The organism is Streptomyces sp. NPDC085932 (assembly GCF_044540525.1).
GTDB lineage: Bacteria > Actinomycetota > Actinomycetes > Streptomycetales > Streptomycetaceae > Streptomyces > Streptomyces levis.
This window is the reverse complement of record NZ_JBITSJ010000002.1, coordinates 714,152-736,082: the sequence shown is the minus strand read 5'-3', so window position 1 is coordinate 736,082 and position 21,931 is coordinate 714,152. Positions and strand designations below refer to the sequence as shown.

19 protein-coding genes are annotated in these 21,931 nt (G+C 70.9%); 11 read left to right on the top strand and 8 right to left on the bottom strand.

The window, feature by feature from the left end; translation table 11 throughout:
• The first annotated feature begins 28 nt into the window (after positions 1 to 28).
• The 4 genes from mmsA (at position 29) to ACIGAQ_RS12455 (ending at position 5,953) form a co-directional block, all read left to right on the top strand.
• Positions 29 to 1,579, top strand: a complete 1,551-nt coding sequence (gene mmsA / locus ACIGAQ_RS12470) for a multiple monosaccharide ABC transporter ATP-binding protein (protein ID WP_311685076.1) — start codon at positions 29 to 31, stop codon at positions 1,577 to 1,579.
• Positions 1,576 to 2,820 carry a multiple monosaccharide ABC transporter permease gene (mmsB, locus tag ACIGAQ_RS12465; RefSeq protein WP_311685077.1) on the top strand — a complete coding sequence of 415 codons (1,245 nt, stop codon included), beginning with the start codon at positions 1,576 to 1,578 and terminating at the stop codon, positions 2,818 to 2,820. The genes mmsA and mmsB overlap by 4 nt, the downstream gene beginning before the upstream one ends.
• 57 nt (positions 2,821 to 2,877) lie before the next feature.
• Positions 2,878 to 4,026, top strand: a complete 1,149-nt coding sequence (locus ACIGAQ_RS12460; RefSeq protein ID WP_399781883.1) for an aldose epimerase family protein — start codon at positions 2,878 to 2,880, stop codon at positions 4,024 to 4,026.
• 184 nt (positions 4,027 to 4,210) lie between these two features.
• The gene (locus tag ACIGAQ_RS12455) at positions 4,211 to 5,953 is read left to right on the top strand and encodes a pyridoxal phosphate-dependent aminotransferase (protein WP_399781880.1); all 1,743 of its coding nucleotides are present in this window, start codon (positions 4,211 to 4,213) and stop codon (positions 5,951 to 5,953) included.
• 57 nt (positions 5,954 to 6,010) lie between these two features.
• On the opposite strand, the gene ACIGAQ_RS12450 is transcribed toward ACIGAQ_RS12455, so the two are convergent.
• The 4 genes from ACIGAQ_RS12450 to ACIGAQ_RS12435 all read right to left on the bottom strand — a co-directional run bounded on the left by ACIGAQ_RS12450 (position 6,011) and on the right by ACIGAQ_RS12435 (position 9,523).
• Positions 6,011 to 7,447, bottom strand: coding sequence for a family 43 glycosylhydrolase (locus ACIGAQ_RS12450; RefSeq protein ID WP_399781877.1), 1,437 nt, complete (start codon positions 7,445 to 7,447; stop codon positions 6,011 to 6,013).
• Positions 7,429 to 8,409, bottom strand: a complete 981-nt coding sequence (locus ACIGAQ_RS12445; RefSeq protein WP_399781874.1) for an arabinan endo-1,5-alpha-L-arabinosidase — start codon at positions 8,407 to 8,409, stop codon at positions 7,429 to 7,431. The genes ACIGAQ_RS12450 and ACIGAQ_RS12445 overlap by 19 nt, the downstream gene beginning before the upstream one ends.
• Positions 8,410 to 8,553: 144 nt before the next feature.
• Positions 8,554 to 9,012, bottom strand: a complete 459-nt coding sequence (locus tag ACIGAQ_RS12440) for a pyridoxamine 5'-phosphate oxidase family protein (RefSeq protein ID WP_399781871.1) — start codon at positions 9,010 to 9,012, stop codon at positions 8,554 to 8,556.
• Positions 9,013 to 9,040: 28 nt separating this feature from the next.
• Positions 9,041 to 9,523 carry an ATP-binding protein gene (locus tag ACIGAQ_RS12435; RefSeq protein ID WP_399781868.1) on the bottom strand — a complete coding sequence of 161 codons (483 nt, stop codon included), beginning with the start codon at positions 9,521 to 9,523 and terminating at the stop codon, positions 9,041 to 9,043.
• Positions 9,524 to 9,653: 130 nt separating this feature from the next.
• Here ACIGAQ_RS12435 and ACIGAQ_RS12430 point away from each other — a divergent pair, with 130 nt between their 5' ends.
• Positions 9,654 to 10,496, top strand: a complete 843-nt coding sequence (locus tag ACIGAQ_RS12430; protein WP_399781865.1) for a Scr1 family TA system antitoxin-like transcriptional regulator — start codon at positions 9,654 to 9,656, stop codon at positions 10,494 to 10,496.
• Positions 10,493 to 10,675 carry a DUF397 domain-containing protein gene (locus ACIGAQ_RS12425; protein WP_362274389.1) on the top strand — a complete coding sequence of 61 codons (183 nt, stop codon included), beginning with the start codon at positions 10,493 to 10,495 and terminating at the stop codon, positions 10,673 to 10,675. Before ACIGAQ_RS12430 ends, ACIGAQ_RS12425 begins: the two co-directional genes overlap by 4 nt.
• 4 nt (positions 10,676 to 10,679) lie before the next feature.
• Here ACIGAQ_RS12425 and ACIGAQ_RS12420 read toward each other — a convergent pair whose 3' ends face one another.
• The gene (locus ACIGAQ_RS12420) at positions 10,680 to 11,231 is read right to left on the bottom strand and encodes a YciI family protein (RefSeq protein WP_399781862.1); all 552 of its coding nucleotides are present in this window, start codon (positions 11,229 to 11,231) and stop codon (positions 10,680 to 10,682) included.
• A gap of 99 nt (positions 11,232 to 11,330) precedes the next feature.
• Here ACIGAQ_RS12420 and ACIGAQ_RS12415 point away from each other — a divergent pair, with 99 nt between their 5' ends.
• Positions 11,331 to 11,894, top strand: a complete 564-nt coding sequence (locus tag ACIGAQ_RS12415) for a dihydrofolate reductase family protein (RefSeq protein WP_383322960.1) — start codon at positions 11,331 to 11,333, stop codon at positions 11,892 to 11,894.
• A 92-nt stretch (positions 11,895 to 11,986) separates the two neighbouring features.
• Here the strand turns inward: ACIGAQ_RS12415 and ACIGAQ_RS12410 are convergent, their stop codons facing one another.
• On the bottom strand, positions 11,987 to 12,640 hold the full coding sequence (locus ACIGAQ_RS12410) for a DUF4360 domain-containing protein (protein WP_362274397.1): 654 nt from the start codon (positions 12,638 to 12,640) through the stop codon (positions 11,987 to 11,989).
• A gap of 373 nt (positions 12,641 to 13,013) precedes the next feature.
• Complete coding sequence (locus ACIGAQ_RS12405) at positions 13,014 to 13,472, bottom strand: Rrf2 family transcriptional regulator (protein WP_344538707.1); 459 nt, start codon at positions 13,470 to 13,472, stop codon at positions 13,014 to 13,016.
• Between the two features lie 113 nt (positions 13,473 to 13,585).
• On the opposite strand from ACIGAQ_RS12405, the gene ACIGAQ_RS12400 reads away from it, so the two are divergent.
• Complete coding sequence (locus tag ACIGAQ_RS12400) at positions 13,586 to 16,558, top strand: beta-galactosidase (RefSeq protein WP_399781857.1); 2,973 nt, start codon at positions 13,586 to 13,588, stop codon at positions 16,556 to 16,558.
• A 10-nt stretch (positions 16,559 to 16,568) separates the two neighbouring features.
• Here ACIGAQ_RS12400 and ACIGAQ_RS12395 read toward each other — a convergent pair whose 3' ends face one another.
• On the bottom strand, positions 16,569 to 18,083 hold the full coding sequence (locus ACIGAQ_RS12395; protein WP_399781854.1) for an alpha-N-arabinofuranosidase: 1,515 nt from the start codon (positions 18,081 to 18,083) through the stop codon (positions 16,569 to 16,571).
• 343 nt (positions 18,084 to 18,426) lie between these two features.
• Here ACIGAQ_RS12395 and ACIGAQ_RS12390 point away from each other — a divergent pair, with 343 nt between their 5' ends.
• The 3 genes from ACIGAQ_RS12390 to ACIGAQ_RS12380 all read left to right on the top strand — a co-directional run bounded on the left by ACIGAQ_RS12390 (position 18,427) and on the right by ACIGAQ_RS12380 (position 21,912).
• Positions 18,427 to 19,038: a toxin-antitoxin system, toxin component family protein gene (locus ACIGAQ_RS12390; RefSeq protein ID WP_311685098.1), complete on the top strand. Its 612-nt coding sequence runs from the start codon at positions 18,427 to 18,429 to the stop codon at positions 19,036 to 19,038.
• Entirely contained in the window at positions 19,035 to 20,264 is a 1,230-nt protein-coding gene (locus tag ACIGAQ_RS12385; RefSeq protein ID WP_399781851.1) for a hypothetical protein, read from the top strand. Before ACIGAQ_RS12390 ends, ACIGAQ_RS12385 begins: the two co-directional genes overlap by 4 nt.
• A gap of 247 nt (positions 20,265 to 20,511) precedes the next feature.
• Positions 20,512 to 21,912 carry an FAD-dependent monooxygenase gene (locus tag ACIGAQ_RS12380; protein WP_362274409.1) on the top strand — a complete coding sequence of 467 codons (1,401 nt, stop codon included), beginning with the start codon at positions 20,512 to 20,514 and terminating at the stop codon, positions 21,910 to 21,912.
• The last annotated feature ends 19 nt before the right edge of the window (positions 21,913 to 21,931 follow it).

The window sequence follows — 21,931 nt, the reverse complement described above, 5'->3', positions numbered from 1 at the left end:
GATTCACCACTGATTGGAAGGCACGACCATGGCGGGACCCGTCCTGGAAATGCGCTCGATCGTCAAGACCTTTCCCGGCGTCAAGGCGCTGTCGGACGTCACGCTGACCGTCCGGCAGGGCGAGGTCCACGCCATCTGCGGGGAGAACGGCGCCGGCAAGTCGACCCTGATGAAGGTCCTCTCCGGCGTCCACCCGCACGGCACGTACGAGGGCGACATCCTCTTCGAGGGAGAGGTCTGCCAGTTCAAGGACATCCGGGCCAGCGAAGAGCGCGGCATCGTGATCATCCACCAGGAGCTGGCCCTGGTGCCCTACCTCTCGCTCGCGGAGAACATCTTCCTCGGCAACGAGCACGCCACGCGGGGCATCATCAGCTGGACCGAGACCCTGCGGCACGCCACGGAACTGCTGCGCCGGGTCGGTCTGTCCGACCACCCGGACACCCGCGTCGCCGACATCGGCGTGGGCAAGCAGCAGCTCGTGGAGATCGCCAAGGCGCTGTCCAAGAAGGTGAAGCTGCTCATCCTGGACGAGCCGACCGCCGCCCTGAACGACGAGGACAGCGGCAAACTCCTGGATCTCATCCTGGAGTTGAAGAAGCAGGGCATCACCTCGATCATCATCTCCCACAAGCTCAACGAGATCCGCAAGGTCGCCGACTCGGTGACGATCCTCCGCGACGGCCAGACCATCGAGACCCTCGACGTGAAGGCGCCGGAGACCACCGAGGACCGGATCATCAGCGGCATGGTCGGCCGCGACCTGGAGCACCGCTTCCCGGAGCGGACGCCGCACGAGCCCGAGGAGGGCGCCGCACCCGCCCTGGAGATCCGCAACTGGACCGTGCACCACCCGATCGACCAGCAGCGCAAGGTCGTCGACGACGTGTCCCTCCAGGTGCGCCGCGGTGAGATCGTCGGCATCGCGGGCCTGATGGGCGCCGGCCGCACCGAACTGGCGATGAGCGTCTTCGGGCGCACCTACGGCCGGTACGCGGGCGGCACGGTCCTGAAGGACGGTACGGAGATCCGTACGAAGTCCGTCCCGGAGGCGGTCAAGCACGGCATCGCGTACGTCACCGAGGACCGCAAGCACTACGGCCTCAACCTCATCGACACCATCAACCGGAACATCTCGCTGAGCGCCCTGGGCAAGGTCGCCAAGCGCGGTGTGGTCGACGAGCACGAGGAGCGGCAGGTCGCCGAGGGCTTCCGCAAGTCCATGAACATCAAGGCGCCGACCGTCTTCGAGCCGGTGGGCAAGCTGTCCGGCGGCAACCAGCAGAAGGTCGTCCTCAGCAAGTGGATCTTCTCGGGTCCGGACGTGCTGATCCTGGACGAGCCGACCCGCGGTATCGACGTCGGGGCCAAGTACGAGATCTACACGGTCATCGACCAGCTGGCCGCCCAGGGCAAGGCGGTCGTCTTCATCTCCTCCGAGCTGCCCGAACTGCTCGGCATGTGCGACCGCATCTACACGATGGCCGCGGGGCGGCTGACGGGTGAGTTCTCGCGGGCCGAGGCCTCCCAGGAATCGCTGATGCGTCAGATGACGAAGGACAAAGAGGTATCCCGATGAGCACGGACGTGACCGCCAAGAGCCCGGCCCCCGCGCCGCCGGGCAGGAGCGGAGGAGCCGCGGGCGACGGCCTGCTGGCCCTGGTGCTGGACGGCATGCGCCGCAACATGCGGCAGTACGGCATGCTGATCGCGCTGGGCCTGATCGTGGTGCTGTTCGCCGTGTGGACCGACGGCGACCTGCTGCTGCCGCGCAACGTCTCCAACCTGGTGCTGCAGAACAGCTACATCCTGATCCTGGCGATCGGCATGATGCTGGTCATCATCGCGGGCCACATCGACCTGTCGGTCGGCTCGCTGACGGCGTTCGTCGGCTCGATGGCCGCCGTGTTCATGGTCAAACAGGACATGCCGTGGCCGCTCGCGGTGGTGCTGTGCCTCGCCGTGGGCGCGGTCGCGGGCGCGGTCCAGGGGTTCTTCATCGCCTACGGCGGCATACCGTCGTTCATCGTGACCCTGGCGGGCATGCTGATCTTCCGCGGTCTGACGGAGATCTTCCTGGAGGGCCAGACCCTCGGCCCGTTCCCGGACGGACTGCAGAAGGTCGCCAACGGCTTCCTGCCCGAGGTCGGCCCGAACACCAACTACCACAACCTCACGCTGCTGCTGGGCTTCGCGATGATCGCCTTCGTGATCTTCCAGGAGGTCCGTGACCGCAAGCGGCAGCAGGAGTTCGCGCTCGACGTCCCGCCCGCCAAGCTGTTCCTGCTGAAGCTGGTCGCGATCGGCGCGGCCATCCTGACGCTGACGCTGCTGCTGGCCAGCTACAAGGGCGCCCCGATCGTGCTGCTCATCCTGGGCGTGCTGCTCGTCGGCTTCGGCTACGTGATGCGCAACGCGATCATCGGCCGCCACATCTACGCGATCGGTGGCAACCTCCCGGCGGCCAAGCTGTCGGGTGTGAAGGACAAGAAGGTCACCTTCCTGGTCTTCCTGAACATGGGCATGCTCGCGGCCCTGGCGGGTCTGGTCTTCGCCGCCCGCTTCAACGCGGCCTCTCCCAAGGCCGGCCTCAACTTCGAGCTGGAGGCGATCGCGGCCTCGTTCATCGGCGGCGCGTCGATGAGCGGCGGTGTCGGCACCGTCCTCGGCGCGATCATCGGCGGCCTGGTCCTGGGCGTGCTGAACAACGGTATGAACCTCGTCGGCATCGGCACCGACTGGCAGCAGGTCATCAAGGGCCTGGTGCTCCTGGCGGCGGTCGGGTTCGACGTGTGGAACAAGCGCAAGGTCGGTTCGTAAGTCCATCAGGGCCCCGCCACCACGGCGGGGCCCTCTCCTCATACGGGAGCCGCACACATGGAACTGAACAGACGCACGGTCATCGCGGGAGCGGCGGCGGCGGGCATGGCCGCCACCACGCTCGGCGGCACGGCGCACGCCACGGGAGGCAGGAAGCCGGTGAAGACGCTCTTCGGCAAGCTCGCCGACGGCACGAAGGTGCACCTCTGGTCCCTGGAGAACGGCGGCACCCGCCTGAAGGTCCTCTCCTACGGCGGCATCGTGCAGTCCCTGGAGATCCCCGATCGCCGCGGCCGCTACGCCAACGTCTCCGCGGGCTTCGACAACATAGAGGACTACGTCGCCAGCAGCCCGTACTTCGGCGCCCTGATCGGCCGGTACGGAAACCGCATCGGCCAGGGCAAGTTCACGCTCGACGGCAAGAACTACCAGCTCTCCGTCAACGACGGCGAGCAGAGCCTGCACGGCGGCGCCAAGGGCTTCGACAAGCGCGTCTGGGACGTCGAGCCGTTCGTGAAGGGCTCCGACGTCGGCCTGTACCTGTACTACACGAGCGTCGACGGGGAGATGGGCTACCCGGGCACGCTCAAGACGAAGGTGACGTACACCCTCACCAGGCACGGCGACTGGCGCATCGACTACGAGGCCACCACCGACAAGGCCACCGTCGTCAACCTCACCAGCCACGTGTACTGGAACCTGGCCGGCGAGGGCAGCGGCACCATCGAGGACCACGAGCTGTCGATCGCCGCCTCCCGCTACACGCCCACCGACGCGGGCCTGATCCCCACGGGCGAGCTGGCCAAGGTCGCGGGCACCCCGTTCGACTTCCGCAGGGCCAAGCCGATCGGCCGGGACATCCGCGTCTCCCACCCGCAGCTGGTCACCGCCAAGGGCTTCGACCACAACTGGGTCCTGGACAAGGGCATCACCGCCCGGCCCGAGCACGTGGCCACCCTGCGCGACCCGTCCTCCGGCCGCACGATGAAGATCTCCACGAACGAGCCGGGCCTGCAGTTCTACTCCGGCAACTTCCTCGACGGCACGCTCACCGGCCCGTCCGGCCGCACCTACCGGCAGGGCGACGCGCTGTGCCTGGAGACACAGCACTTCCCGGACTCGCCGAACAAGCCGTCGTTCCCGTCGACGGTGCTGCGGCCCGGGCAGACGTACCGGACGACGACGATCCACACGTTCGGCCGCTGACCGGCACCTGCGGTCGTCTCAGCCGTCTGCACCGGTGGCACACGTCTTCCTGAGGGAAGCCTCAGTGGTTGAACGGCGTCACCCGGGTCTCCGTATGTAAGGGCGGCCCGCGCTCCCCCGCGCGGGCCGCCCTTGAACGTCGGGTCCGGCCGTCCCCCACGGGCCCGCCCCCTACGGAGGTTTCATGGCCGACAACGTCACGTCGCTGTTCCGCAGTACCGCGGCACACAGCCCGTCGATGGCGGCTCTGACACGCGAGGGCGGCGAAGGGGCCGGCCCCGTGGACTTCTGTATCCCCTGCAACCCCTACTTCCCCACCCCGGCCATGTTCGAGGACATGGCGGGCAAGCTGCGCGACATCATCACCTACTACCCGAGCAGCGCCGACACGATCACGGCCGAGCTGTGCAGCCTGCTCCAGCTGCCGCCGCAGTGCGTCGCCATGGGCAACGGCTCGACCGAGCTGATCACCTGGATCGACCATCTGCTGGTCCGTGAGTCCCTCGCCGTCCCCGTCCCCACGTTCGGCCGCTGGACCGACCAGCCCATGGAGACCGGCAAGCGGGTCGACATGTTCCCGCTCCAGGAGTCCAGCGGCTTCGCCCTCGACCTCGCCCAGTACGCCGAGTTCATCCGCGCCCGCGGCACCCGGGTCGCCGTGATCTGCAACCCGAACAACCCCGACGGCGGCTTCCTGCACAAGCACGCCGTCGTGCAGTTCATGGACGCCATGGCCGATCTCGACCTGGTCGTCATCGACGAGTCGTTCCTGGAGTTCGCCGACGCCGAGGCCGAACCCTCCGTCGTGCAGGAGGCGATGCTCCGGCCCAACGTCGTCGTGCTGCGCAGTCTCGGCAAGAACTTCGGCCTGCACGGCATCCGCTTCGGCTACCTCGTCGCCAACCCGGCGCTCGCGGGCCGCATCCGTTCCATGCTGCCCAAGTGGAACCTCAACTCCTTCGCCGAGCACGTCGTCTTCATGCTCAAGGAGCACGGCCCCGAGTACGCGCAGAGCCTGCAACAGGTGCGCCGGGACCGCCTGGACATGGCGAGCCAGCTCTCCGCGCTGCCCGGCCTGACGGTCTACCCGTCCCAGGGCAACTTCCTCTTCGTGCGCCTGCCCGTGGGCGCCGAGGGCACCGTGGTCCGGGACCGCATGCTCACCGAGCACCGGATCCTGGTCCGCGAGTGCGGCAACAAGATCGGTTCGTCCAGCCGCTTCCTGCGTCTCGTGGTGCGCCCCCAGGTGGACGTGCGTCGCCTGGTGTCCGGCCTGGAACAGGTGCTCTACGGGACGTCCAGGAGGGGAGCCGCCGTACCCGAGCTGGGCAACGGGACCAGCTACAGCTCGGGTACGGCGGCCGTGGACCGGCTGGTGAGCGAGACGAACGGGGCGGGAACGCGGGGGCTGGCGGCGCAGGCTCTGGCCGCGCCGGGCGGACCCGGACCGGCGGCGGTCCCTGCCCCCGTTCCGGCCGCGGTTCCGGCCGCCGCGAGCGCCGGTCCCGGTGGCCCGGGTCTCGCCCCCGCACCGGCGCCCGCCGCGCCGATGCCCACCCCTGTGCCTGCCCCCGTCCCCGCTCCGGCCGCCGGCATCGGCATGCCGCTCCCCGCCGCCGCGTCCGCCGTGCCGGCGGGTGTGGGCGGCGGGATGCCGATGCCGGCCGCGGCACAGATGCCGCAGCCGCAACCGCAGCCGGTCCCGCAGATGCCCCAGCCGCAGGTGCCCCAGCCCCAGGTACCGCAGCCGGCACCCCAGCCGGTGGCCGCGCCCTTCACCGGGCCCACGCCGCCCGGTGTTCCGGCCCGTGGTGGCCTGACGGCCGCGCAGGTACGGGGCACGAACGGCCTGACGCCCGCGCCGGCCACGGGCTGGCCCGCCGCGCAGAGCTGGCCGAACGCGGCGGGGATGGGCCAGGCGGGGTAGTTCCGGGGGCGGAGCCGTCGTGGCTGGTCGCGGGGTTCCCCGCCCCCCAGGGCGGCGCTACACGGCCGTCAGCTTCCACTGCTGGCACGCGTTGTTCAGCCATGCCCACTGGCGTACGTCCGCCCCGTCCGCCGTCCCGCAGTTCGCCACGTCGGCGACCTTGCCCGTCGCCTGGTTGGTGATGCGGACGAAGCCGCCGTCCGTGGCCACGAAGCGGAACCGCTGGCAGGTGTTGTTCAGCCACGACCACTGCCGCAGGTCGGCGCCGTCGGCGGCGGAGCAGTCGGCGGTGTCGAGGACCTTGCCGGTGGCGACGTTCACCAGGCGGTGGGTGTCGTCGCCGAGGTCCTCCAGGCGCCAGCGCTGGTTGGCGTTGCCGTTGCAGGTGTACTGCGCGACGTTGGCGCCGTCGGCCGACGAACCGCCCGCCACGTCAAGGCACTTGCCGCTGTTGCGGTTGGTGACCGTGTAGGTGGCGGAGGCGCCGGACGGCTCCCCGGAGGGCCCGGGGAGGGAAGCCCCCAGCCGCACCGGTGTGCCGAAGTTCGGTGTCCCGTCGGCGTTCCAGGTGAACTTCTGCGCGCGGGTCGTCCGGCCGTTGTCGCAGCCCTCGGAGGCCGAGTCGTTGGCGTGGTAGACGATCCAGTTCTCGCGGCCGTCGGGTGAGGTGAAGAAGCCGTTGTGGCCGGGCCCGTACACCCCGCCCGCGTCGCTGCGCTGGAAGACGGGCGTGGACTTCTTCGTCCAGGACGACGCGGCCAGCGGGTCGGGGCCGGTCAGCTCCAGCTGCCCGAGCTTGTAGTCGGGGGTCCAGCAGCCGCTGGCGGAGTAGATCAGGAAGGTGCGGCCGCCCCGCTGGAGCACCTCGGCACCCTCGTTGACCGTGCCGCCCTGCCGTTCCCAGGCGTACGTCGGAGTCGAGATGGTCGAGTAGGAGCCGCTGACGGTGTACGGGTTGGACATGGGGGCGATGACGAGGTTCTGCGTCCCGCCCGTGATGGCGCTGCCCAGCATGTACAGCCGGCCGTTCACGTTCAGCACGCTCGGATCCAGCATCCACACGCTGCTGAGCTGCCCCTTGTAGGTGTACGGCCCCATGGGGTCGGAGCCGGCGCTCTCCAGGACGTGGCTGCGCTGGGTCGGGTTGTAGTCGGACACGTTCTGTCCGGCGACGTAGTACAGGTACCAGCGGCCATTGAGGAAGTGCAGCTCGGGCGCCCAGATGTTGCAGCAGCGGGAGGCGGCGTCGCCCTTCCACACCTGGACGCTGGGGGCGGTGGAGAGCCCGGCGAGGGTGGTGGACTTGCGGATGGTGATGACGTCGGTCCAGCTGGTCGTCACCAGGTAGTAGTTGCCGTCGTGGTAGGAGATCCAGGGGTCGGCGCCCTTGACGGACTTGACCGGGTTGGTGAAGGAGGCGGCGCTCGCCTGCGGCTGCCCGACGGACAGGGCCAGCAGCAGGGCCGCCAGCAGCGTCAGTAGGCGACGGGCCATCCGCTGCTCCAGTTCAGGAGGTTGATGCCGAGCTTGGGCGTGCCGTTGTCGTTGCCGTCGTAGTAGTGGTAGACGATCAGGTCGCCGTCGGCGTCCTTCAGGATCGACTGGCCGCCGGGACCGATGACGCTGCCGTGCGATTCGAGGACGGGCGTGCCACCGTTGTTCATCAGGTCGACGCCGTTCCTGTCGCGGTAGGGGCCGGTGACGCTGGTGGCGCGGCCGACCTTCACCTTGTACGTGGAGCCGGTGCCGGCGCAGCAGGTGTCGTAGCTGGCGAAGAGGTAGTAGTAGCCGCCCCGCTTCACGATGAAGGGCGCCTCGACCGCCTTGGTCCCGGTGGGGCGGGAGGCAAGCGAGTACCGGGTGGTGTGGGAGGCCAGCTGCTTCCCGGTGGCGGGGTTGATGCGGATCATCTTGATCCCGGTCCACCAACTGCCGAACGACAGCCACCACGTGCCGTCGTCGTTCACGAAGAGGTTCGGGTCGATGGCGTTGAAGTCGCTGGCGGAGTTGGAGGTGTAGACGGTGCCCTGGTCGGTCCAGCTGCCCGGCTGGCCGGTGGTGGAGGTCGCCAGTCCGATGGCGGAGGTGTTCGAGCCGAACTTCGAGACGGAGTAGTACATCAGGTACTTGCCGCCCTGGTAGGAGATGTCCGGCGCCCAGGCCTCGGGGACGGAGGAGTAGTTCCGCCACCAGCTCGGCCTGCTGGTGAAGGCGTCGGCGCCGTTGCGGAAGGCGGTGCGGTCTCTGCTGGTCTTGTGGGCGATGCCGCCACCGGTGGCGTAGAGCAGGTACTGGCCGGACGAGGTGCGGATCATCGACGGGTCGTGGGTGACGATGTCGCCCGTGACGCGGCCGGGGTTGGGGTAGGCGGACGCCGTGCCCGGGATCAGGGCCAGGAGGGCGGCGGCGGGGAGGGCGAGCAGGGCGGTGCGCCTGTGCAGGGGGATGCGGCTCATGCGGTGTTCCTCCTTGCGGTGGGGGAGTTCGAGTGGTCGACATCTCGAACGATGCTCGCAAGTTCGAACGGACCGTAGAATCGAACCCCTTGCGCGTCAATGGTCCGCGCAGCAACAACCGGGCGCCCGCCCCGGGCAGGTGCCCTACCCCTCGACGTCGAGCGCCGTCCCGTACAGCCGGTCCACCCGCAGCCGGATGACAACCCGCTGCTCGTCGACCAGTTGCCGCAGGAACGCGCCCTCGTCCTGCGGCGCGGCGTCCGCCGGGATCATGGCGAGCAGCTCCCGCCCGACCGCGTCGCCAGGGACGGACGTGACGTCGGAGACCTCCGCCTCCCCCTCGGCGACGGCGAACGACCAGACGTCCCCGCCCTGCACGTGCAGGGCGGCGCGGGGTTCGCGGCGCAGGTGCGTAACCTTGACGCGGTCGGCCGTGGTCGAGAACCGCAGTGTGCGGGACTCGGCGTCCCAGCTGTACGCCATGGTGGTCAGGTGGGGGTGGCCACTGCGCTTGACGGTGGCGAGCGTGCCGAACCGCTGCGCGGCGAGCAGGTCGGACAGGGCTTCGTCGGACAGGATGCGGGGCGTCGCTCTGTCAGTCATGCCCTCACCAACGCCGGGGCGCCGCGGGTCATTTCGAGCCGGGGACGTCGATCCATTCCGGCAGGTCGACCTCCGCCCGCACGGTCTTGCCGGGCGGCTCGCGGTCGAGCACCTCCCAGCGGTCCGCGAGCGCGTCGACGAGGACGAACCCGCGGCCGTGCTCGTCGAGGGCCCGGGGCGTCCGCACGGCACCCGGTGCGGGCGGACGCGGCGGCCCGCTGCGGGAATCGGCCACCTCGATGCGGACTCGGCCCGGCGCGAGCTCCAGCCGCAGCGCGAAGTCCCGCCCCGGCACACGGCCGTGCGTGACGGCGTTGGCCGCCAGCTCGGCCACGACCGCCCCGACCGCGTCGGAGACGTCCGTGCCGTAGGGGATGCCCCAGGAGTGCAGCTCGCTCAGCGCGAGGCGGCGGGCGAGTCGGGCACCGCGTGGAGTGGAGCTGAGACGCTGCTTGAACACACGTACGGTGACCGGAGGTCGGGCGATGCTGGGGATGATCGGCGCTTTCATGCGCCCAATGTGACCTGCGGGGATGGCGATCCGCCAGGCCGGAGCCGCGTACGCTGCGGCAGCGTACGCGGTCACGGACTGGACAGTACCGGTGACGGGCCGTGACCATGATCCGGGGAGGTGACCGACAGTGGTCGATGGCATGGCGGGGATGGGCACGGGTGGCGAGCCGGAGTCGTCGGACAGTCTGCGGACGTTCGGGGCGGTGGTCCAGGGCTTGCGCGAACACGCCGGGCTGAGCCGGGAAGAGTTCGGGGAACTGGTGCGGTTCTCCAAACACACGGTGGCTTCGGTGGAGCTGGGGAGGCGGATGCCGGATCCCACATTCGTGGCACGCGCGGAGGAGGCCTTGGGTATGGCAGGTGTCCTCCAGAAGGCAGCGGGACGCCTGGAGCGGCAGCCAGGTTTGGCGGCATGGTTCCGACGTTGGGCTCAGCTGGAGCAGGTGGCGATCACCCTGTACACCTACGAGTGCCGCATGGTTCCGGGCCTCCTGCAAACGGAGGCCTACGCACGCCAGCTGTTCATCGACGAGCTGCCCCCGCTGGGCGACGAGCAGGTTGAGGCTCAGTGGACAGCACGAGCGGAGCGGCAAAAGTTACTGCAGGAGCGTCCGAACACCGCGTTCAGCTTCATCGTCGAGGAGCACGTGTTCTTACGGCGCACAGGCGGGAGCCAGGTCACGCGCGACCTCATCGACCACGTGCTGAGGGTCGCGCAGTTGCGCAACGTCGAGATCCAGATCATGCCGTTGAGGCAGGAGTCCCATGCCGGGCTGCACGGCCCTCTCCAATTGCTGGAAACCCCCGATAACCACTGGTTCTCCTACCTCGAAGGACAGCAGAGCGGCCAGCTGATCAGTGACCGGAAAGTAGTCAGCGTGCTGCAAAGGAGGTATGCCAGGATGCGAGCACAGGCTCTCTCCCTCTCAGACTCCGTGAGCCTGTTGCAGCGCCTGCGAGGAGACCTATGAGCACCAGTGAGCTGACGTGGATCAAGTCGAGCTACAGCAGCAGTGGCTCCGGCGACTGCCTGGAGGTCGCCACCTGCCCCGACACCATCCACATCCGGGACTCCAAGAACCGGCAAGGCCCCGAACTCCGCGTCTCCCCCACCGCCTGGTCCGCCTTCCTCACGCACGCCGGCGAGTAACCCCTCACCTCCGCCCCCCGAACTCCCACTCCTGCACCTCGACCTCGGCATACGCGCCCCGGGTCAGCACCGCACCCGCCGCCTCCGCGTCAGCGGCACGTACCAGTGCCGCCGTACCCACCCACACCTCACCGTCGTCGGACAGCAGTGGCCCGTACGCGATCAGGTCGTCCCGCACGGCCGCCGGGACGTCGAGATCCACACCCGGCCCCGCGCCGAAGCCGAGCACGAGGTAGCGGTTTCCGCCCGACCGGCCGCCGGGGAACTCCCACATGGTCCGCCCGAGCACGTTCCGCCACCGCCGCAGCAGGACGTCCCGGTACACCCCGGCCTGCTGGTTGGGCTCGTCGAAGGCGAACGCCCGGGCGGCGGCGGGGTCCGGGAGGTCGACGATGTGGACACTGCCCGTGGGGGTCTCCCCGTCCGCGGCGAAGGTGGGGCCACGCGCGATCAGCTCCGCCTGGTAGCCGTCCTTGTAGGCCCAGTGCGCCTCGCCCAGCTCCTGGCGCAGCGGCAGGGAACCGGGCCGGTCACGGTGGTAGCAGAAGAACTCCATGCCTCATCCAATCGCGTCCGGCCGGGATCGCGCGCGTCGCGATGAGTTCTGCCTGGCCCGGCGGTCGTAAGGTCGGAACCGTCAACCAGGAGGACTTCGATGCGCAGCGTGACCTATTCGATGAACGTCTCGCTCGACGGCTACATCGTCGGGCCCGACGGCGATTTCAACTGGTCGGAGCCCCTCCCGGACGTCTTCCGCTACTGGATCGACGACATCCGGCAGGTCGGCGTCCACGTGATGGGGCGGCGGCTGTACGAGACGATGCTGTACTGGGAGACCGCCGAGCAGGAGACCACCCCGGACGAGGCGGAGCGCGAATGGATCGGGCTCTGGAATCCGCTCCCCAAGGTGGTGTTCTCCACCACCCTGTCGGAGGTGCGCGGCGCTGCCCGCCTGGCCTCCGGCAGCCTCGCGGAGGAGATCGAGCGGCTGCGGGCCGAGCCGGGCGAGGGCGAGATCGCGATCGGCGGTGCGACGCTCGCCGCGCAGGCGGCCGATCTGGGGCTGATCGACGAGTACCGGGCCATGGTGTACCCCGTCCTGGTCGGCGGCGGCATTCCCTTCTTCCCCCGCGGTGAGCGCCGGGTGGATCTCGAGCTCGTGGAGACCCGTACGTTCAGCTCCCAAGTCGTCCTGCTGCGCCACCGCGTGAAGCGTTAGACGGCTGGCCGGGCTGCACCGGGGGCCGGCTCCTGCTCCGGCCCCCGGCGGCTCACTGATCGGGCCACTCCTTCGAGCCGCCCGTCAGGCCGTCAGGACCGCCCGGGACACTCCTTCCACGCCATGTGGTACACGGTGCTGATGTCCCCGTCCGTCGAGTCCATCGTCATGAAGCTGACCTTGTCGGCCGCCTGCGTACCGGCGTTGACCCGGATCTCGGTGTTGATGTTGAAGTTGCGCTGGACGCCGCAGGGCGCGTAGACGAGCTGGGCCCAGTCCGTCTCGTCGGTGGCCTGCCAGTTGTCGTTGTACGGGCCGCTGAAGGGGTGGCTGCGGTGCGCCGTGCTCGGGGAGCCCTGGAAGTAGTACGAGGCCCGCTGGGTGGCGCTCGCCCCGCGCTGCAGTGAGGCGAAGCCCCGGTAGTCGGCGCTGGCGATGGCGTACGTGAAGCCCTGCGGCACGTGGACGATCAGGCTGAGCTGGCAGTTCTTGCGGAACGCGGTGGGGTCGGAGCTCCCGCCGGCCTGGGCGAGGTAGTCGCTGTAGGTCACCGTGAAGGCCGTGTTGTCCTCGGAGACGGCGACCGCGGTCGTGCCCTGGGGGCAGCCGGAGCCGTTCACGGTGGCGACCTTGATGACAATCTTGTCCGGGGGCGGGTCGACGAACCCGGAGGACGGGGATTGTGCGGGAAGTGCGCTGGTGAGCAGTGCGGCGATCGCGCCGCTCAGGAGCAGGCCACCGGCCATGGTTCTCCCATCCGTTCGTGGGGGGTGGATCGAAAATGGACATGGACATGTCAAGACGACCGCCCATGCGCGCCCGACCTGTGTCCTTGAGATGGAGGAGCTGTGAAGGCCGGGAGCGGTCGCATCGTACGCAGGGCGACAGGCGTCGGCCAGGTCGGTCTCCGGCCATTCACAGGGGCCGGATTTCACATCGCCGGAGGTGAGGGGGCCGCCCTCCCGTCCGGCCCCGCTCCGGCGCCCGCCCCGTCGCCACGCCCGTGCCACCGGACGCATAAGGTGCGTTACCAATGCGTCGACCGAGGCCCCCGAGGACGCGATGAGGATCACCCACGGACCCGCACCCCGCCGTCCGCTCAGCCGCGGGCGCGGCCCGTCACGGGTTCTCCCAGGCCGCCGGTTCGGCCGCCAGCCGCTCCACCGGCTCGGGCAGCGCCCCGGCCGCGAGGTCGGCGATGGTCACACCCTCCAGGATGCGGCGCACATTGGCCCGCAGCGCGATCCACAGCGGCAGCAGCGGCTCGGCGGTGCCGGTGTAGGCGAGACCGGTCGGCCGCTCGCCGCGCACCGAGACGATCGGGCCGTCCACGGCCCGGATCACGTCCGCGACGGTGATCAGGTCCGCCTCCCGGGCCAGGCGGTAGCCGCCGCCCCCGCCGCGGCGGCTGTCGACGACACCACCGCGGCGCAGATCGCCGAGGATCCCCTCCAGGAACTTGTGGGGGATGTCCTGCGCGGTGGCGACGGCTTCCGCCTTGACCGGCCCCTGGCCCTGCCGGACGGCCAGTTCCACGACCGCTCTCACCGCGTAGTCCGCACGTGCCGAGATCCTCATAGGACCATTGTCGCGGTCACCCTGTAGACATTGAGCACACGCACCACACACCGCACCGCACCGCACCCCGCATGACGCACCACGCACGGCATGGCACAACAGGAGGCGCTCCCTTGGAGCTCAGCAGGCGTACCTTCCACGCTCTCGCCGGCACGGCGGCGCTCGGCTTCGCGCTGACCGGCAGCGGGTCGCCGACCTCCGCCAACCCGGCCCGGACCGCCCCGACGGGCCCGCCGCCTCCCGTGCCGCGCGCGGACGGCCGACGGCACGAGATCGGCTTCGACCGGTACTCGCTGCTGATCGACGGCCGCCGCCTGGTCCTGTGGTCGGGCGAGATGCACCCCTTCCGGCTGCCGAGCCCGTCGCTGTGGCGCGACGTGCTGGAGAAGATGCGCGCCCACGGCTACAACGCGGTCAGCGTGTACGTCGCCTGGAACCACCACTCCCCCGCACCCGGCCGCTACGACTTCACCGGCGTGCGCGACCTGGACCTGTTCCTGCGCACGGCCGCCGAGACAGGGCTGTACGTGATCGTGCGGCCCGGCCCCTACATCAACGCCGAGGTCGACGCCGGCGGCTTCCCCGGCTGGCTGACCGCGACCGACGGCACGGCCCGCACCTCCGACCCGACGTATCTGCGCTACGTCGACGAGTGGCTCACCGCCGTCAACGCCGTGGTGGCCGGACGCCTGTTCACCCGCGGCACGGGCACGGTCCTGCTCTACCAGATCGAGAACGAGTACGACGCGCACGTCGGCGAGCCGGCCGGGCGCGCCTACATGTCGTACCTGTACGAGAAGGTCCGCGCCGACGGCATCGACGTGCCGCTGTTCCACAACGACAAGGGCAGGAACGGCCATTGGGCGCCCGGGTCGTTCGGCACCGGCGGGGAGAAGGGGCGCTGGCTGTACGGGTTCGACTCCTACCCCGAGCCGGACGAGGTGCCGCCGGACTGGGGGCACTTCGGGCCCGGCGGGGCGAAGGGCGGGGCCACCGCCAGCCCGCGCACGCCCGGGTTCGTACCGGAGTCCGGCGGCGGCTGGTTCGACCCGTGGGGCGGCTCCTGGTTCGACGGCAAGGGCTACGCCGAGTCGCGCCGGACCAGGGACGCGGCCTACGAGCGGCGCTTCTACCTGACCCACCTCGCCAACGGCATCACGCTGCACAACGTCTACATGACGTACGGCGGCACCTCCTGGGGGTGGCTGCCCGCACCCGCGGTCTACACGTCGTACGACTACGGGGCCGCCTTCGACGAGGCCCGCAACGCCACCCCGAAGCTCGCCGCGATGCACCAGATCGGGCAGTTGCTGCGCCACGTGCCCGACCTCGCCAAGCTGAACCCGGCGAAGCGGGTGCGCGCCACCGACGAGCGGGTCCGGGTCTACCACCTCACCAACCCCGACACCGGCGCCCACGTCTACGTCCTGCGCAACGACACCGGCGAGGCCGTCTCCACCACGCTGCCGGACGCCGGGATCGACGTGCCGGTCACCGTCCAGGCCCGCGACGCCAAGCTGATCGCGGCCGGGCTGCGGCTCGGGCGGCGGACCCTGGTGCACTCCACCGTGCAGCCCATGGTGAACCTGACCGCGGGACGGCAGGACATCGCCGTGTTCACCGGCCGGCGGGGCGAGATGGCGCAGGTCGTGCTGGAGTGCGCGGACGAGCCGACGCCGATGCGGCTGGACGCGGAGCCGGCCTGGGCCTACAACCTCGGCAAGCTGAACATCACGGCTCCGCTCGGGGCCGGCGGACTGAGCCGGGTACGGGTCGAGGGCGACGGCGTGGACACGCCGATGCTGGTGCTGTTCGCCGACGACGCCACCGCGCTGCGCCTGTGGCCCTACGAGACGCCGTCCGGCCCGCTCCTCGTCTACGGCCCGGCCCTGCTGCGCTCGGCCGAGCTGCGCGGCTCCACCGTCCACCTCACCGGTGACACCATCGGCGCGACCGGCCTGGAGGTGTGGGGGCCGACCGGGATCACCCACGTGACGTGGAACGGGCGGGCGGTGCCCACGCGGATCAGCGCCTCCGGCAGCCTGCTCGCGCTGCGGCCGCTGCCCGGGGTGGCCCGGCCGGCCCTGCCCGCCCTGGACCGCTGGCGGCGTCGCACCGAGAACCCGGAGGCCGAGCCGGACTTCGACGACGCGGACTGGACGATCGCCGACAGGACGACGACCTTCAGCACGACGCCCGTGCCCGACGGGCAGCCCGTGCTGTTCGCCGACGACTACGGCTTCCACTACGGCGACGTCTGGTACCGGGGCACGTGGACGGGCGCGGGCGGCGTCGAATCGGTTTCCCTGGCCTACAGCACCGGCACCCAGGGCCTGCTGATGGCCTGGCTCGACGGCGAACCGCTGGGCACCCACCGCATGCCCGTGCCGGACCGGAGCCGGGCCCGGCAGGGGACGTGGACGGCGCAGGTCTCCTTCGACCTGCCGGACGAACTGCGCGAACGGCTGCGGGAGGAGGAGCCCGGGACGCGCCACGTGCTGTCCGTGCTCGTGCGGCCGATGCAGCACGACATGGACGGCGAGGCGCGCGACACGCACAAGGCCGCGCGCGGACTGACCGCGGTCGCCTTCGAGGGCGCCGACCCTGAGGTGACCTGGCGCATCCAGGGCGCCACCGCGCCCGACCCGGTGCGCGGTCCCCTGAACAACGGCGGGCTGTACGGCGAGCGCGAGGGCTGGCACCTGCCGGACCACGACGACCGGGACTGGACGAGGACCGAGCTGCCCCGGGCCGGGCGGCGGCAGGGCGTCACCTGGTACCGCACGGGCTTCCGGCTGGACGTCGACCCGGGCGTCGACGCCTCGGTCGGTCTCGTCCTCGACGACGATCCGGGCCGGGCCTACCGTGTGCAGATCTTCCTCAACGGCTGGAACCTCGGCCAGTACATCAACGACGTGGGGCCGCAGCACACGTTCGTACTGCCGAACGGGATCCTGCGCACACGTGGTGCCAACACACTGGCGCTGGCGGTGCTGTCCGACGGGACCACACCCTCCGGGCCGGGGACCGTGCGGCTGACGCTGCTCGGTGCCGCGGCCGGAGGAGTGCCCGTGAAACCGGTGTGACCGGGCGCCGTCACGCCAGCCGGATCACGTTCCAGGACAGCGGCTCCAGGACGGTGCTGAGCGTGCCGTCCTGGAGGGTCGTGCCGTCGACCGCGTGCGGGGTGACCCGGTCGGGGTCGTCGAGGGTGTTGCGGGCGTCGGGGTCGGCGTCCGCGAGGGCGCTGTGCTCGACGACCGAGGTGAGGCCGAGGCCGCCGAGGGTGACCTCCAGCGGCAGCGCCTCGGTGCGGCCGCGGTTGACCGCGAAGACGGTGACCGAGCCGTCCTCGCCGCGCACGGCGGTGGCGTGCAGCAGGTCGGTCTCGCCGTACTTCCTCGTCCGGTACGTCGGTGAGTCCACGCGGACGTCGAGGACCCGGCCACGGCCGTACCGGGCGGCCTGCGCGAACGGGAAGAACGTCGTCTGCCGCCAGGCCGGGCCGCCCGGCTCGGTCATGATCGGCGCGATGACGTTGACGAGCTGGGCGAGGCAGGCGACGGTGACCCGGTCGGCGTGCCGGAGCAGGGCGATGAGGAGCGAGCCGAGGACGACGGCGTCGGTGACGCTGTAGTTGTCCTCCAGCAGGCGCGGCGCCTCCGGCCAGTCGTGCTGCTCGAAGGTCTTGGCGTGCGCCTCCCACTCGGGCAGGTACCAGACGTTCCACTCGTCGAAGGAGAGGTTGATCCTCTTCTTCGACTTGAGTTTCGCGCCCACGTGGTCGGCGGTCGCGACGACGTTGTCGATGAAGGACTCCATGTCGACGGCGGAGGCGAGGAAGGAGTCGAGGTCGCCGTCCTCGGGCCAGTAGTAGGCGTGCAGGGAGATGTAGTCGACGAGGTCGTACGTCTCCTCCAGGACCGTCGCCTCCCACGCGGCGAAGGTCGGCATGGACTGGCTGGAGGAGCCGCACGCGACGAGTTCGACACCGGGGTCCTGCTGGCGCATGGCCCGGGCCGTCTCGGCGGCGAGGCGGCCGTACTCCCCGGCCGTCTTGTGGCCGGTCTGCCAGGGGCCGTCCATCTCGTTGCCCAGGCACCACAGCCGGATGCCGAAGGGGTCCTTGTCGCCGTGGGTCACGCGCAGGTCGGACAGGGCGGTGCCCTCGGGGTGATTGGCGTACTCCTGCAGTTCCAGGGCCTCGGCGACGCCGCGGGTGCCGAGGTTGACGGCCATCATGGGCTCGGCCTGGGGGCCGATCTTGCGGAGGAAGCCGATGTACTCGGACAGGCCGAAGCGGTTGGTCTCGGTGGAGTGCCAGGCCAGGTCGAGGCGGCGGGGGCGGTCCTCGGCGGGGCCGACCGAGTCCTCCCACCTGTAGCCGGAGACGAAGTTGCCGCCGGGGTAGCGGACGGCGGTGACGCCGAGTTCGCGGACCAGGGCGAGGACGTCCTGGCGCAGGCCCTGGTCGTCGGCCGTGGGGTGGTCCGGTTCGAAGACGCCGGTGTAGACGCAGCGGCCGAGGTGCTCGACGAAGCTGCCGAAGAGGCGGGGGCTGACCTCGCCGACGACGAAGGCCGGGTCGAGGGTGAAGCGGGCGGTGTGCATGGTCGCCTTTCGGGGTGGGTGGTTCCGTCTCGGTGGCGGCTGCGGGTCCGTGGGGGCTGATCGCGCCCACGCGGCGGAGCCGCACATGAGCACAGCCCCGCGCCCCTTCGCGCCACCCTTCTCCGTTCGGGATATCGACAGTCGCTCGTCACTTCGGACGGGACCGTAGGTTCGAAGCGTCGGCGCGTCAATGGTGCGGTCGCGGATTGGACATGACTCAGCGGGCACGAACGGTCGTTCTCCGTTGAACATCGGACGCCGGATCGCATGACGCGCACACTTTCGGGCGCGTAGGCTCGGACGGGCCGCCGAAGCCGCCGGCCGGTGGTGAGAAGGGGGAGCGATGGACATCGCGGGCGCGCGGACGATGGCCGCCCGAGTCACCGCCGCGCTCGGGCGCTCGCGCCGCGGCGCGGCCCTGCGCGGCCTGGCCGCCGACCTCACCGCCGCGGTGCGCGCCAGACCCCAGGCGCCCTCGGACGTACGGTCGTTGTGCCGGGCGCTGTGTGAGGAGATGAGCGCGCGGCGCGGCGGGCGCCCCGTGGAGCTGCGGTTCGAGCGCTTCCCGGACGAGATAGAAGTGACCGGCCTGTGGGTCGAGTTCCAGGACTTCGACCTGGTCATCGTGGAGGAACGAGCCGAGGCGGTGCAGCAGTTGGTCATCCTCGGGCATGAGCTGTGGCATCTGCACGCGGGGCACGGGCATCACCACGGAGCGGGCGCGGCGGCGGCCCACGCGTTCGCCGACCGGCCGGGGTGGGACGACGTCGCCCTGGCGGTGGCCGCCCGCAACGGCTCCCGGGAACGGGACGAGGCCGAGGCCGACGCCTTCGGGCACCGGCTGGCGGCCGGGTGCCGGGCGCTGCTGCCGGGCGGGCGCGGGCCGGACGTACCCCTCGAACCCGTGCAGCGTTCGCTGTACTACCGGGGGCCGCGAGGAGGTGCGGCACCGTGACGACGGTGGCGCTGACCCCGGTCGAGTTCGTCAACCAGTTCTATCCGAACTTCTGGTGGATCCCCGCGGGGGTCCTGGCCGCCGCCCTGGCCATCAAGCTGCCGAGCATCATCCGGCTGTGGAAGGACCCGATGCTGCGCGCGGTCGGCGGGCTGCTGCTGCTCGCCTGCGCGGTGTTCGTCTTCGTGGCGCCGTCGACCATCGCGCGGGTCAACCGGCTCACCGGGGTGGCGAACTTCTCGGGCCCCTGGGTCTACTCGCTGCTCACCGCGTTCTGCGCCTTCTGCCTGCTGCTGATCATCTCCTGGCGCAACGGCCTGTCCGACCGCTCGGACCGCACCCGCCGCGCGATGCGCGGGGTCGTGGCGGTCTACTCGGGCGTGATCGTCGCCATGTGGGTGCTGTTCGCCCTCGCGGACGTGCCGGTGGAGCGGCTGCGGGACCTCGACACGTACTACGCGAACACCCCGTACATGCGCGAGGTGATCGTGCTGTACCTGCTCGCGCACACCACGGCCGCGCTGGTCACCAACGGGCTGATCTGGAACTGGGTGCGCACCGACGGACTCGACTCGTTGCTGCGCTGGGGGCTGAAGTTCCTCGGCGTGGGCTACGCGGCGCAGTTGTTCTTCGACGTCGCCAAGATCAGCGCCGTGGTGGCGCGTTGGTCCGGGCGGAACGTGGACTGGCTGAGCACGGCCGTCGCCCCGCCGCTCGCCTGCCTGTCCGCCGTGCTCATCGCGATCGGCTTCATCCTCCCGCACGCCGGGCAGTACCTGCACGGCCGCTGGCACGTGCGGCTCGCCCACCACGAACTGCGGCCGCTGTACTTGCTGATGAGGACAGTCAACGGCACCGGGGTGCCGTTCCTGCTGCGTGCCACTCCGGAACTGCGGCTGGTCCGCCGGGAGACGTTCATCCGCGACGTGCTGCTGCCGCTGGCCCGGCACATCGACGAGGACCGGCGTGAACGGTTCCACGACGCCGCGCTCGCCCTCGGCCACCCGCCCGAGCGGGCCGAGGTGCTCGCCGCCACCGCGGCGATCCTGGACGCCGCCGAGGCCGGGACCCGGACCCCGCAGGACGACGGCGGCGGGGCCCGTGACACCACGGAGCTGCTGCGCGGGATCGGCGCCGTGTCCCGGGCCCTGCGCCGCACGGAGGACCTCCGGGCGATCCGCGCGCTGGCCCGTGACCACGCGGAGGGCAGATCGCTCACCGGCTGACCGGCCCTCCGGAGGGCACCCTCCGGCGTCCGCGGGCGCCGTGCCCCGGCCCGATGCGCGCACGGGGCCCGCACGGGGGGCCGCGCGCCCGGTGTGTGAAGGTACGGTGAGAGCCGTCCGGGACGAGGTCCGCACGGCTCGAAACGCGGTGCCGGGGGGCGGTGTTGTGCGCCGCGCGGCCGTGGCCGGACGTCGGGGAGTGCCCGCAGGGGGCAAGGAGCCTTCATGGCTGAGTGCGAGGAGTCGCATGTCGCGTAGAGCTGTCGTCATCGGTGCGGGGCTGGCCGGCATGCTGGCCGCGGCGGCCCTGTCCGCCGTCGCGGACGAGGTGGTCGTGCTCGACCGCGACGACCTGCCCGAAGGGCCGGAGCACCGCAGGGGTCTGCCGCAGGGGCGTCACGCGCATCTCCTCATGGCCGGCGGCCTGGCCCCCATGGAGGACCTGGTGCCGGGCGTGAGCATGCGCAAGCACCTGCTCGCCGCCGGTGCGCACGAGATCCCGCTCGGCTCGGGCATGGTCGCCCTCACGCCCGAGGGCTGGTTCCGGCGCTGGCGCCACCCCGGCCCGCGGATGCTGACCTGCACCCGGGCGCTGCTCGACTGGGCGGTGCGGGGGGCCGTCCTGGACAACACCGGGGCGGTCGTCCGCAAGGCTCGGGTGCTGGAGCTGACGGGGTCGCGGCAGCGGGTGACCGGGGTCCGTCTCGCGACCGCCGCCGGGGAGGAGGACCTCGCCGCCGACTTCGTGGTGGACGCGAGCGGGCGCGGCTCGCGGATCGTGACCTGGCTGGCGGGGCTGGGCATCGACGACGTGCGCGAGAAGACGGTGGACGCCGGCCTGGTGAACGCCACCCGTCTCTACCGCACCCCCGAGGGGGCGGATCGTTTCCCCTTGACGATGGTGCAGGCCGATCCGTATCAGGGGCGCCCCGGACGCAGCGGCATGGTGCTGCCGATCGAGGGCGACCGGTGGATGGTCAGCCTCGCCGGCACCCGGGGCGGTGGCGAACCGCCCTCCGACCCGGACGCGTTCCTGCGGTACACCCTGGACCTGCCCGACCCCATCGTGGGCCGGCTGATCTCCGGAGCGGAACCGCTCACCGAGGTGCACGTCAGCCGCAGCACCAGCAACCACCGCCGCTACCTGGAGAAGGCGCGCACCTGGCCCGAGCGCCTGGTCGTCCTCGGTGACGCCCTGGCCACGTTCAACCCCGCCTACGGGCAGGGCATGTCGGTGGCCGCGCTGGGCGCCCGGGAGCTGGACCGCGAGCTGCGGCGGTCGGGCCTCGACGCGCCCGGGCTGGCCCGGCGGGTGCAGCGGCGGGCGGCCCGGCCGGTGGAGTCCGCGTGGACGATGGCGGTGAGCCAGGACGTCTGGTACCCGGGGACGCGGGGCGGCTCGCCCGGGGTCGCGGACCGGCTGGTCACCGCCTACACGCGCCGCATGATCCGCACGGCGACCGGCTCGTACACGGCGGCGTCGGCCCTCTGGGACGTGATGAGCATGACGACGGGACCGACGCGGCTGCTGCGGCCCTCGACGGTCCTGGCGACGCTGAGCGGACCGCCGTTGCCGCCGGCGGCGGGGGCGCCGCTGACGGAGGACGAGCGGGCGGTCCTGCGACGACTGGACCGCACGGGAAGCTGAGGCGGGGGACTCGCCCGGG